This window comes from Limosilactobacillus reuteri (assembly GCF_002254085.1).
In the GTDB taxonomy this organism is placed as follows: Bacteria; Bacillota; Bacilli; order Lactobacillales; family Lactobacillaceae; genus Limosilactobacillus; species Limosilactobacillus reuteri_K.
In genome coordinates this window covers 54,098-67,353 of the sequence record NZ_NGPY01000044.1, presented here as the reverse complement: position 1 = coordinate 67,353, position 13,256 = coordinate 54,098, and the positions used below count along the sequence as shown (strand labels likewise).

The 13,256-nt window shown below is 36.3% G+C and carries 9 protein-coding genes; all 9 read left to right on the top strand.

Translation table 11 applies throughout. From position 1 onward, the window contains the following. Positions 1–81 precede the first annotated feature (81 nt). Positions 82–399, top strand: a complete 318-nt coding sequence (locus tag CBG10_RS07875) for a pilin (RefSeq protein ID WP_086878929.1) — start codon at positions 82–84, stop codon at positions 397–399. 127 nt (positions 400–526) lie between these two features. Then, positions 527–2,986: a hypothetical protein gene (locus tag CBG10_RS07870; protein WP_094512212.1), complete on the top strand. Its 2,460-nt coding sequence runs from the start codon at positions 527–529 to the stop codon at positions 2,984–2,986. 160 nt (positions 2,987–3,146) lie between these two features. Next, on the top strand, positions 3,147–4,178 hold the full coding sequence (locus CBG10_RS07865) for an LPXTG cell wall anchor domain-containing protein (protein ID WP_094512210.1): 1,032 nt from the start codon (positions 3,147–3,149) through the stop codon (positions 4,176–4,178). A gap of 103 nt (positions 4,179–4,281) precedes the next feature. Then, positions 4,282–7,221, top strand: a complete 2,940-nt coding sequence (locus CBG10_RS07860) for a VirD4-like conjugal transfer protein, CD1115 family (RefSeq protein WP_094512209.1) — start codon at positions 4,282–4,284, stop codon at positions 7,219–7,221. A gap of 3 nt (positions 7,222–7,224) precedes the next feature. Continuing rightward, positions 7,225–9,939, top strand: coding sequence for a pLS20_p028 family conjugation system transmembrane protein (locus tag CBG10_RS07855; RefSeq protein ID WP_094512208.1), 2,715 nt, complete (start codon positions 7,225–7,227; stop codon positions 9,937–9,939). Between the two features lie 123 nt (positions 9,940–10,062). Then, the gene (locus tag CBG10_RS07850; RefSeq protein ID WP_094512207.1) at positions 10,063–10,407 is read left to right on the top strand and encodes a DUF5592 family protein; all 345 of its coding nucleotides are present in this window, start codon (positions 10,063–10,065) and stop codon (positions 10,405–10,407) included. Beyond that, positions 10,397–11,068 (top strand): hypothetical protein, encoded by a 672-nt coding sequence (locus CBG10_RS07845; protein WP_094512206.1) that lies wholly within the window; start codon positions 10,397–10,399, stop codon positions 11,066–11,068. Before CBG10_RS07850 ends, CBG10_RS07845 begins: the two co-directional genes overlap by 11 nt. 14 nt (positions 11,069–11,082) lie before the next feature. Then, positions 11,083–13,011, top strand: coding sequence for a conjugal transfer protein (locus tag CBG10_RS07840; RefSeq protein ID WP_094512205.1), 1,929 nt, complete (start codon positions 11,083–11,085; stop codon positions 13,009–13,011). Next, positions 13,011–13,247, top strand: coding sequence for a hypothetical protein (locus CBG10_RS07835; protein ID WP_094512203.1), 237 nt, complete (start codon positions 13,011–13,013; stop codon positions 13,245–13,247). The genes CBG10_RS07840 and CBG10_RS07835 overlap by 1 nt, the downstream gene beginning before the upstream one ends. Positions 13,248–13,256 lie beyond the last annotated feature (9 nt).

Genomic DNA, 13,256 nt, shown 5'->3' with positions numbered 1-13,256 from the left:
AATTAAAAACCTCTTTAAACTGATGACTGATCATCAACAATCATTGATGACATCTTAATTTTAAGGAGGTTATTCGGTTTGATGGATAAGTTTTTAATGACTAATTTCCCAACCGCATATGCCAAAGCAATGAATGAGTTAACTCTTGGTGCTGATCCAATTGGTGGTACCTCAAGTTTACTTAATAAATTGTCACGAGGCTTAATGGTCATTCTTGTGGCTTATGCTGCATTTATCGTTGTTTGGGGAGCAATTCTCTATACATCAGGTGGGGAAGAAAGTGCACGATCTGGTAAAAAGAAGTGGCTAAAGGCTACTATTGGACTAGTTGTAGGATTGATTGCCTTTGTTATTGTTGAATTTTTAAAGAACTACACTAGTCAGTCGTTTGGTGCTTAATTGCTTGCTATTATGCTTTACGTCATGGAGAAATTCATGGCGTTTTTTAATTTTGGCGAAAGTTGTGTAATGAAAAATAGCAGATAAATTTAAGGATGTAAATTAATTCGAAGAAGGAGTATAAATAATGGGATTTTTTAAGAAATTAAAAAAGAAAAATCAATTTATGCTGGATGATCCATACACCGTTCGCTTAGAATTTGATGATGAATTTGCACCAGAAAATAACGATGAAATTCGCAAAATTATTGAGCAGGTATCAGAAAGTGAGGAAAATGAAAATGTCGCTCCATTAAATCAAACTTTACCATTCGCTACCTTTAAAACAGCTGAAGATTTATTTGATGAATTACGGACTCTTGCTGCAACAACAGCTAAGCCTGTTACGTTTTCATATTTTGCCATTTGGGAATTTGATAAAACACAAAAGGCAAAAATAGGAAAAAAAGGATCAGCGGATGGGAACCCTCATGAATTTATTACTTTAAGTAATTTTAGTATTGATTATGATTACCAGAACTTGACTAAAAGTATCTTTGAAGAAATTTTTAATGATCCTTCTAATTCAGATGTCGATTATGATGAGAAGATAAATTATTGTGAGAAATTGAAAACAGCTTATCAAGATTCCACAGGAACTACTGACGATAACATTGCTATTTTACCAACTGAAGAAGATACACAAAAAGGTAGAGTAACTCTTTCAATTCCAGCGCTTGATAATATTGAGAAAAAAGAAAATGATAGTACAAATAAAGCGCCTATATACGATCCAGTCTCAGGAAAATTTTCTGAAGCAGCGCCTATGAATAATAATCAAAAGGTTTCACAAAAAACTAACTCTAACCAAGGTGACCTATCTAATAGTTATCCGGAGAACACTTCACAGACCGTTATGATAAAGAAGTCTAATCCAAAAGAACAAGTAATTCAAAATCATAACGATAAGCCAAGTGCAAAGAAGATGGATACGTATAATTCTCGGAAAGAGAAACATAGCGTTGAAGAAAAAGTCACTAAAACGATTGAAGATGTTCGCAATAAAGGGTACGTTGAAGCACCAAAGTTTGCTGTTGAAGTTCTAGATCCGGTAGAACCAGGTCATAAGGGCTATGTTGAATATCAAGTAAATCAAAAGAAAAAAACCTTAAACAAGGTGCTAGAACAAGCAGCTAATAAACTCAATAGCTCAAATGAAAAATATCTACTAGGTCGCAGAAATATCTATGCACAAAATATTCAAGAAAAATTAGCTGAATATAATAAACTTCATGCTAATGACGCAGCAACCATTCATGATGAAGTAGAAAAAAGTATTCAGAATGATTATAACCAAGCCCTTACAAAGAAAAATAAAGAAATTGATAATCAAGCAAATATCGATAAAGCTGAGGCTAAAAGAAGTTATGAAAAGACTTTAGAACAAATTGACGAATCAGCTAGAACACAGAAAAAGATGGCCCAACAAGAATTAGATAAGGAATATAATAGCAAGGCCCTAGATCGCTATGATCGAGCTTGGAAAGATCACGAAAAACAAGTTAACGAAAATGAAAAGAAGTTAGAAGCGGAATTAAATCGCCATTATGAGATTCAAGCTCAAGAAGATGCTAGTCAAGTTCAGGCTCACGCGACAGAAGTATTGCAAGAATTACTAAAGAAATGCAGTAAGGAACTTGATAGTACCCGAACTAATGTTACAAATGAAGATATGAATGCACGGCAAACAATTATTGCTCATAATCGTTCACAGGCTGAGTTGAGTCGAGTCGAATATCCGCATGAAAAACTGGAACAAAAAGATAAGACAATTTCAGATTTGACTGCCCGTTTAAGTACTTCGGAAGCTGCACGAAATGCTAATAATAAAGACGTTATTAACTTAAAACATGAGTTACAGTCTCGTGATAATAAGATTGAATCGTTGCGAAAAGAAATTGATCTTTTAAAACAGGAAAATACTAATAAACGAATAGAACAGAGTAACAAAGAAAATAGTAAAAACGTTAATGATATTATGCAGTTAGTTTTGGCACAAAGTTTACAAAAAATGAATCAACCTCAATCAGTAACAATTCAAACACCACAAACTAGTCCTTCAGCACAAACAGCAGCTGAATCAGAAGAAAAAGCAGATAATCAAGTTGCTAGTATGGTTAAGGGCGTAAAACGGATGGTAATAGGATTTGTAGTGGCCCTATTATTAATTGTAGTTGGCGTTGCTGGATATACGGTATATCAAAACCACCAACATCAACAAGAAGTTGCACAGCTTCAACAACAAATGCATGATCGGGTTGCAGCGGCAAAAAGATTAAGTACAGTATCACAAGATCAAATTAATTCTAAAGCAGTTGCTGCATTACATAGCAACAATGCCAATGAGTTAGATAAGTACAAGACTGAGACTTACTATAACTTGGACAAGGCTATCATTGCTAATGATCCGAAACAGGCAAACGATGTTATTCAAAAAATGAACAACTTGAATATGAATGATCGCTACCGTGCTAGCCAGGCACAGAGCTTATTAACGAAAGCTAATAATAATCAACTAGCTGATAAGGTTGCTCAAGCCAATAAATAAATCTATTTCACTAAGGTCAGCCTATGTGCTGGCTTTTTCTTTTGGCGAAAGTTAAAGAAATAAATTAGTCCTTTTTAATTAGGGTGTCGGATAAAGGAGGCGATTATACCGGCATTTTTCAAAGTAAACTTTTGAATAAAATAACAGGAAGGTTTTTGGTATGGAAAAGAAGATCACTCAAAATTCTGTTGGTAAACATTTATGGCTCAATACACTTCTTGCCACAAGCATCTTAGGCCTAGGAATTTCAGCTACTCCAATTGCTGCTCACGCAGAAGATATTAATAATACAGTTCAAATTACTTCACCAGATACTTATAAGACTAAGGACACCAATCTTAATGCTATGGTAACTAACAATGACGATGGTTCACAGACAATTAAGATTGAGTTACCAGCAAATAAGGTAAAGGGAAATGATCAAAAGCTTAATTTTGTAGCAACTGATATTGATGCTGATAGCGATGGCTCCCAGGAACATCAAACTGTTGATTCTGGGAAAATACAACGAAAAAATGACAATATCAGTTTTAAAGTTAATCTTAGCTCAACTGCGCTAAGTAACAAAACATTGATGACAGATCCGCTAAAAATTACATTACTTAATTCTAAAGGAGAAACGATTGCAACTATTGAAGGAATTACACTAGGAGAACTTCAAGATATGGCCAAGAATAATGCCAGTGATACATCTAGCAGTAATTCAACTGCAACTACAAGTGATAAAACTGATAGTAGTTCTAATGCTAGTAGCAGTACTGCGAGTTCCGAAAATAAAGCTAATAATCTTAGCGCTGCTCCAAATATGAATTCAAATGGTAGTACAGAGGCTTCACTAGCTAACAATACACCCTCTCAAGCTAGTTCAGCAGCTACACCAACCAGAACTTCTTCTTCAGCAGCTGCAGTGACTAGCATGAATCCAAACGGAAATAGTTCTGCAAATAGCGCAAGTTCTTCTACTACTGAAACAGGTGGATCAAGCAGTCCAGCTAATTCTTCCAGTAATACTAGTAGCGCATCAAGCGCAAATACATCATCAAGCCCAGCATCAGAAAATAGCCAAAGCAAAGCTGACCAAGCATTACCTCAAACTGGTAACACGAATCAATTTTACTTGACTATTGCTGGGGTGGTAATTCTAGCAGGTGCAATTGGAGCTTATGTTGGCCTAAAAACAAGAAAGAAGTAAAACGTGAGTCAACCAGTAAAATGGTTGGCTTTTTTGGCGAAACTTAAACATTTCTGTAACTTTTTTATGCTGTGATGGAATTTAAATGAAAGGAAGTTAGGTCATGGCAAAAAATTATGATCGTGAACGTCATCGTAAAGACGGACAGGATCAGAAAGTTTTAGGATCACCGATATTTCTAATTGGAATATGGCTTATTTACTCTATTGTAGTGAGCTATGTGGTTTGCTGGTTAGCCAGTGGAATTAGTACTTCGTATTATTGGGTAACTTCGCCAGCCTCCGGACAGTTTCTATCGCAGATTCTCAATGGAATTATTCCTCAAGACTCTTTTAGTTCAGTGGCAGCAGGATGGGAGTTTAATAATTTAGGAAACTATCGAGTAATGCGCCAGGCACCCGGCTTTTTCTGGGGAATTGAACTTTTCTTCAGTTTGATCCTGGTTCCGATGATTATTAAGATGCGAATTCGCTGGAAGCCAACTAAACATTCACAATATGGAAATGATCGTTTAGCGACAGAGAGGGAAATACTTCGTCAATATCCACAGATTGCAGATCGGGGCGCCTCTTTCCCTGGCTATGGTGGAATTCCAGTTTCGCACATTACACCGAACTCAGAATTTATTAAGTACCATCCAGGGCTTTATACAAGTTACTATCTATGCCCTAAAGTTTTACAATTAGTATCTGTTTTTCCTGGATTAAAAGGGAAGATTAAGTTTGTTGAACCAGCTAAAGGTTTTTACTCAATTGATCAAACAACTATTAATAGTCTATTAATTGGTATCTCTCGTTCTGGTAAAGGTGAAACGGAAGTTATGCCATTGGTTGATATTTTGTCACGAGCACAAAAAAAGTCTTCCATGCTGGTGAATGACTCCAAAGGGGAACTTTATCAAATGTCTTATGAAACCTTACGTAAACGAGGCTATGAGGTTGAAGTTCTTAACATTCAGAATCCTGATTTTTCAATGAGTTATAACCCATTACAACAGATTATTGATTATGCTAAAGACGGCTACTATGACGAGACCCAGCAAGCGGTAAATAGCCTTTCTTCAAGTATTTATGTAGATCCGAATGCCAAAGATAAATTTTGGCAAAATTCATCGATTAATTTACTAAATTCTTTAATTTTAGCAGTTATTGATCATGCTAAAAGAAATAATAACTGGGCTGAAGTCACGATGGATAATGTCCTTCATATGATGACGGAACTAGGTTCTAAAGAAGTTTTACTAAATTCATCTGGGGATATTATTCCTACTGATGACGAAATAGATAGTGGACTTTTAGAAATGCCAGAAGATAATAAGCCGGTCTCGCAAAAGAATAAATTATTAGTTTATTTTGCTAAATTGCAAAAGCTTAACGAAAAGAACTACAGCAAATTTAGACAAATGGCTTTAGATGCATTTGCACAAAGTAAATTTGCCGGTGATGAAACTTCTGGGAATATTTACTCTAGTGCAATGGAAGGAATCAAAATCTATCAGCAATCCGATATTGCTAAAATGACTTCTTTGAATTCGCTTGATTTTACTAAGCTTGGTTTTCCTAGAACGCTTAAAGTAAAATTTTCTGATCCGAAATATCAGTTTAAGACTGCAGTTGTTGAATTTGATGATCTTCATGGAAATAAGTTGGAAAAGCGTACACAGCTAATTGATAAGGTCGGGAATCTTCAATATGCAATTAAGACTACTTTGCCAGATGATTTTCTAATTAAAATCAGTTTCAATTATCGAAAAAATTCAGCAGATGTGCTTGATCAAGAAGTTGTACTTCAAGGTCACAAAAATTATGCTAAACAAGGATTAGGGAGAAAGTTTAAACTAGACCCTTATACTAAGAAGCCGATTCTTAAGGATGTTTCACTTAAAGTGAAAAGCAATCAACTTTCTGGGGAACTTATAGAATCAGAGACAAGGCTTAAATATTCAGAAGCACCTGTTGCTTTATTCTTGGTTACGCCGCCTAATAACACAACATATAATCAATTACCGGCGTTTGCAATTGATCAAGCTTTCAATATTTTATATGGAATGGCTGAAAGCAATGGGCGAAAGCTATTTCGTCGCGTCCATTTTATTTTAGATGAGTTTGCTGAATTGCCGACCATTCGGGATATGACTAAGAAAATTTCAATTTGTTTAGGTTTTAATATGATGTTTGATATTGTCGTACAAAATCTAGAACAGTTACAAATTCATTATAACGAACAGGAAGCTAAAACTATTGAAAGCAACTGTTCTAATATTTTATATATTTTGACCAATTCAACGACAACTGCTGAAAGTATTTCTAAACGAATTGGAAAGCGGACAGTCTCTGTTGAAAATATTAATGGCCAAGTTGGAAACTGGCACAGTGCTAGTGTTAATAGTCAGTTAATTAGTCAAGATATTTTATCGGTTCCTGAATTAATGCAATTCATGGGTGGTGAAATGGTAGTGTTACGATCAGTTTATCGAATGGATCAACGTGGTAATTCAATCTCAGCCAAACCGATTTTTGATCATGGAAAGACTAAGATGCCATATCGAAATACCTTCTTACAGAAAGAATTCAATGATCAAACTACCTTGTCAGATATCGGAATTATTTCTTTGCATCGACGATTAAATTTAAAGGAAAAGCGAATTAATTATGATCTCGCCTATAAACAAATTTTAGATTTAAGCGGTAATCCACAGGAATCAGTTAGCGGCAGTTTTATGAAAGACTTTGAAGCTCAGTTTAACGATAGTATTCCTACTGAGGTTAATGATGATGTAATCTCGCATGCGGCTTCAAATGACCTAATTTTTACTGATACGGAACTAAATGATCATGAACGCTTAAGAAGTCTTAGCAGCAACATTTATAGCCTAGTTCATAGTGTCCAACCAAAAGAGGTTGCAATGGGGCTATTTCAGGATACTTATAATTACTGGAAAAATCATAATAGTTACGCCGAACTAGAAGATTTGTTCCAAGGAAATTCAGCTTTATATGAAAATGCAATTGAATTTATTAATCAATTTAAAAAGGGGGCGTAATAGATGTGGATATTGATTAAAAATTTATGCTTATCGTTACTAGCGATTAATTCCAGTAGCTTAGATCAAGCTGTTAGTGGAGGACCATATTCTAATATTCCGGATGGTGATACGGGAACGATAATTCGCTTTTATGAGAATTGGCGAAATTATCTTCATTTGTCCTGGGGAACCTTGCATGCTGTTGCTGGGTTCTTTCAAAATGTGATAGTTCAAACTATTTTTCGGATTAATCATAGTTTTGAGAAGATTTTTGATGCCATGTTTGGCTTGTTAGGATGGGATGGTACTTTATCAAGCCCTGGATCACCATTACATAGCTTGTATGTTGTGGTTTCGGCGATTGGCTGGTCATTATTAGTCTTGGCAATTATTCTAGTAGCTATGCAGACAATGGGACATGCTTCAAAATGGAGTGAAATTCTGCCCAACATCATCATGGTTTCAATTACGTTAAGTATCTTACCAATGATGATGCGTGTGGCTGGGGGTAATAGTACAATTCCTGGATTTGGAGATATTGCTATTAGCGCCCGTTCAGATATTAATCGTGCTAATAATAAAGGCATGAGTCAAGATTTAGCTGTACAGCCAATCAAAAATAATGTAATTGATTTAAGTACCTTGATCCGGAAAGATTGGGGGAATTATCAGTATAAGCCAGATTCTAGCAAGATTAAAAATGTTGCTAACTGGAACGTTCTATCCAATGATGATGATGTTGAGAATATGGACCTTGGTGACTTTATGGATGAACCAACTATGAAAGGATTAGGATTGGATAAAAAACATAAAGATGCTGAGGCAGTTATGAATTACCATCTAGTTGATGAACATGAACAAGCTGATGGCGGATACTCAATTGAAAAGAATGATTACCATAAATTTGCTAAATGGATGAACAGCTACTATTCACGATATTCTGTTAACTGGCTTGGTTTAATTGGTCAATCACTCATTTTAGGAATTGTGCTCATTGTAGCTTCCTTTAGGGTGGCTAAAGATATTTTTGAACTCTCTCTAATGAATTTGGCAGCACCGTTTATTGCAGCCCAAAGTGTCCGGAGTTCAAAAAAATGGCGAGATTTCCTTAGTTCATTAGTTGGCTGGTTCCTTTCATTAGTACTATTGGTTCTGATTATTAAAGTTTACTTTATCTTTATTAACGTAACTCCAACTAAACTACCAGATAATCTAAACTGGATTGAGCGAAGTTTAGCAATTGCAATTATTTATGCAGCTGGTGGCTATGCTGCTTTCGCCGGGATTTCTTATTTTGAACGTGTTACTGGAGTATCTCAAGGTCTTAGTGAAGAAGCCGGACAGTTAATGGCCACTGGTGCCATGGCAGGTGCTGTTGGTGGCCTTGCTATGCGTAGTGCAGGTAAAGGTGTCTCAATGCTTGGTGGTATGTTAAATAAGAGTAATGCTCATGGGATTACTAATAATAGTTCTAAGTCTCATGGAACCGATAAGGCTACTGGCTTATCTGAGAATAACAATACTGATTCATCACAAATGGGAGGCTTTGCTAATAGTACTAATAACAGTACATCTAATAATACTGGACTCAGTACTAGTGATGCTCAATCACAAAATACCGCTACTGGTTTGTCAGAAAATCAAAGTAGTAACTCTGCACAGAGTAACAGTAATTCAACCGGACAGTCTGATAGTACTAACACTGCTACTGGACAATCTCAAAGTAACGGTTATGGCACTAATACTTCAACTAGCAATGGTCAAACAAATAACCAAGGTAATAGTTCAAATACTAGTCAGGGTCAATCATCTAGCTATGGACAAGCTAACAATAGTTCATATGGAAACAGTCAATCATCAGATAATTATGAGGGTAATAGTCAAGGAAGCAGTAGCAGCTACAATACCAACTCAACTGCAGCCCCAGATACAGTAGATAATCCAGCAAATGAAGGATTAGTTGATAATGGTCAGGCAGTTGACGGTCAAGATCAACAACCAGCTGGGATTAACTTTGATGATCCAGATACAACTGGTGCTAACGCAAGTTTTGCAGATCAAGCTGATCAGATTAATAATGCGGATTCTACTGCTAACGTTGACTCATCAACACCTTCACAGGAAGCAGCTAATAATGGCCTCCAGGATTCAAGTAACTGGGATAGCCTATTAGGGAATGAACCAGCGGACGGTAATTTCCAACAGCAGGCGGATCAAATGAATAATGCAAATGAAGTTAGCTCAAATACTGCTGGCATCAATGATGCACAAAACAGTCAATGGGCGGACCAAATGAATCAATCACCTACAATGGATCCGAATGACCCTAATATTGCTAATAATGATTTTAGCAAGCAAGTTAATAATCCTAATGTAAGCAATGACCAATTTAACAGTCACTATGGGACAAACTCAAGTCAAAACGATACCTTTAACCGTAATATACCAGGTACAAATATTAACCCACAGAATAACTATGATGAAGGAAGCGTACATAGTGATTACTATGATAATACTGCTCACACTAATGTCGCACCGACAACCACACACTCGTCGCCTACTCCACCGCCAGCAGTCACACGACCAGGAAAAGTAGAAAGATTTGGACAACACGTTACTCATCTTTCAAAAGGGGTAGAACAACGTAGTGCTAGTTATCTCAAAAATCGGCAGTTTAATTTAAGTCAAAGTGGTCATATCCATGGTCGCGAAAGTGATCCCTTTGATGATGAATAACAATTAAATACAATCAACGAAAAGTCTTTTTGTTTCTTAATACGGAAATGAGAAGACTTTTTTTGGCGAAACTTGTTCGTAAAACCTGACTAATTACTATCAATAAGAAACGAGGTGGAACATATGAAAACTTATGGTGTAGTAGCCGGAATACGAGAAGGAGTCAAGTTGGGGTGGCTTTATCTTACAGATATAGCATGCTTGGCCTTAGTAATAGGGCCAAGTATTTTTCTTGACCAATTATTCCCGGCAGATCAAGGGGTAGAGTCAGCAATCTTTCTAGTACTTTCGGTGATTCTAGCCTTTTATTTGGATTTACATCCTCGAACTAACCCAGGGAAAAGAAACTTTGAAGTTATTTGGATGTTGATTACTCATCGGCAAAGTAAGCTTTTCAAATCATATGGTTACTACGAATTTAAGCCCTTTAGCGAAATAAGAAAGGAGCGACAGAATAATGGCGATTAATACAATTACAAAGCAAAAGAAAATTCATAGCGGTTTATTTAGTCATAAACAGAAAGAAAACGGAAAAGATCCGTTAGAACATTACCGTGGTGAAAAATTAGCTTATACGCCCATGATGAATTTGTTGGCGTATAAAGCTATTACTGATGATCCTGAACACTTTCTTGCCTTAAAAGAAAAGGAGGATGGCTATGCTGATTTACTAAATATTCGAGGACTAGGCGTGGGTACGATGGCACAACGAGAAGCTAATATCGTGCTAGATGACTTCTATCACTTTCTACAAGCAGCATTAAGTGATATGAAATTTATCATTTGTCCTTTTCCAGTTGATACTACGGAGCAAAAGATTTATTGGGGAAAACGATACAATCGGACCAATATTGCGATTAGTCAAGAAACCGATCCTAGAAGGAAACATCAATTGATGACGCAATTAAAATACATTCATCAAACTCAGCGAAGAAATATGTTGGTAGAAAATCAACTAATTTCAGAAGATTTCTTCCTATTATTGTTTGGAAAAACTAAGACCATTTTAAGAAATAATCGGAATGCGGCAATGAATTGGGGAGGAAGTGCTTTATTTCTTGAACCGCTAAGCAAAAAAAGGAAAGAAGAAGTTTTGACACGAATTAATAATCTTAATACGCAACGATAGAGGTGTTTATAGGTATGAAGAAAAAAGATGTTTTGCATTATGAAAGTGTTGGTTATGATCTAGACTTCTTAGCACGAGTACAGCCACAAGGGAATCTCAAACGTCATGCCCGTTATTTAGAATTTGGCGATGGCTTTCTAACGTGCTTGAGAATTTATAAATATCCCTCTAAAGGAATGTCACCGTTCTGGGGAGTTAATCTCACAAATGGTCCATCAACTTTGGCCGTTATTTCGGTAGGTACTGAAAATCGTGATCAGATTGTTAAGCAAATTTCTAAAGCTGCAACTGAAGAGGCAACACGAATTTCATCGAAAGCTAAGGCTCTAGATAATGTTCAATCAGCAGGTAATTACAATGATCAAATGCGGTTAATGCAAAAGATTACTCAGCAAAGTGAAGTTATGAAACGAATCTACTTTCGAATTTTTGTCTATGCGCCAACTTTAGCAGAATTAGATAAGCGTGTTCACGATGTAATTCGTCAGAACGGAATGTTCCATATGGCTAGGTATGCTGATGAGCAGCTTGATGATTTTGAATCCATCTTTGTTCCCACGATGTCTGAAGAAGAGATGGGTAATAAACCAACTGGGACTCCTATTGATGCCGAAAATTTATCTGGTTTCTTCCCATTTAATCATGTGAAATTGGAAGATCCCAATGGCTCTTACTATGGTTATACGCGAACGAATGGGGAGGTTATGTTCGATCCATTCCAACGGGATAATCGCCGAACTCGGTCATTTTTCTTTGTAACTGGTAATGCTGGTATGGGTAAATCCACATTGCTCAAGAAAATGAATGATGATGTTTTTTCTCGAGGAGCGATTATTCGGAACTTTGATGTTTCGTCTGAATATACTGATCAAACTAAAGATCAAGGAGGAATTATTATTCGTCTTGACAAGCCAGAAAACTTAATTAATCCATTTGAAGTCTTTCCTACAGTAGTTAATGATGATGGGACGGTTGATGAGATTAACTCGATGGCTCAACACATTACAAAACTTACTAACTTTTTTAAGTTTCTTTGTGATGACGCAACTGGTGATGATATGACAATTCTGTCTCAGTGGTTAGGAGACTTTTACATTGATCAGAACTTATGGGTAGCCAATCCTCGTAAGACCATGCCGAATATCAAAATTACCGGCCTTCCTCATGATATGTACCCAACTTTACAGGATTTTGTAATCTATGCTGCTGAACGCAAGCGTAAAGCAGAGCGGGACCCAAAGATTCATATAACTAGCTTAATGTCACAATCAATGAGTCGCATTACCAATACTTTTAGTTCAATTGAGGAACAGAAAGGGGATATGTTTGACGGTATTACACGTTTCCCTGATATTTCGCGAGAACAAGTAGTGACTTTCAACATCCAAGGATTATTAGCGCAAGGACAAGCAGTATTTAATGCTCAAATTTACTCAATTTTAACGTTATTATCTGCAGATATTGTAAAAAACGGTATGCATTTACGGCGATTATTAAAAGAGGGTCGATTAGATCCTGACTTTATTCCTTGGTATTACTTAAATCTAGACGAAGTTGAAAATATTATTAATCCTAAGTTCGCCTATGGAGTTGAATTTCTCACGATGATGATGGAACAAATGCGCAAAAACTTCTGCGCTATTACGATGGCAGCACCAACAATTAAAGATTTGATTATGAACGGAAATTCGCATGATCCTTATATCATTGCCGTACAAAAAATGTTTTCTTTATTCCAGATTCGCTTCTTTTTCCAAATTTCAGATGATGATTTACCACGGCTAAAGACAGCGCTTGGTGGCTCAACCACGATCGATGAACTCCAAGGATTGCCTAAACTTGAAAAAACGGAATGTCTCATGAATATTAATGGAGATCGTAATGTTCAATTTAAGGTTCAAATCACTAAAGAAGAGGAGCGTCGTTATGGGGGTGGTATCTAATGGCTATCCACCATCGAACCTCGTCAAGCAAGGAAGCTCATAAAAGAAAAGGACCAATTACCTGGTATCGAAATTTAAAGTCAAATGCTCAACAAGTAGTAAATAGGCAAGCGCAAAAGTTGATTAAAGGTGAGAAAGTACCTGATTATCAAGTACCTAAATTACATTTTTTACTTAGAATTTTAGTGGTAATTGGTGGGTTAATCCTTTTAGAAGCCGTTCTTCAATTGCTTTAAAGAGGTGAA